The organism is Virgibacillus sp. 7505, assembly GCF_002272135.1.
Classification (GTDB): Bacteria; Bacillota; Bacilli; order Bacillales; family Amphibacillaceae; genus Terribacillus.
The window spans coordinates 1-210 of the sequence record NZ_NPBF01000481.1 but is presented as its reverse complement, the minus strand read 5'-3'; the positions used below and the strand labels follow the sequence as shown (position 1 = coordinate 210).

The 210-nt window shown below is 49.5% G+C and carries 1 protein-coding gene; it reads left to right on the top strand.

The annotated features are described in order from the left end of the window. Nucleotides 1–210 (top strand): hypothetical protein (locus tag CHH91_RS19885; protein WP_141234291.1); only part of this gene is annotated, 210 nt, incomplete at both ends.

The window sequence follows — 210 nt, the reverse complement described above, 5'->3', positions numbered from 1 at the left end:
TTGTCCCAACTTTATCAAATCCGCGGGCGTGTTGGTCGCTCGAACCGGGTGGCATACTCGTATTTTACGTACCAGCCTGACAAAGTGTTAACCGAAGTGGCTGAGAAGCGCCTACAGGCAATCAAAGAATTTACTGAGCTTGGCTCAGGCTTTAAAATAGCGATGCGTGATTTAACGATCCGCGGTGCCGGAAACTTGTTAGGGTCCCAA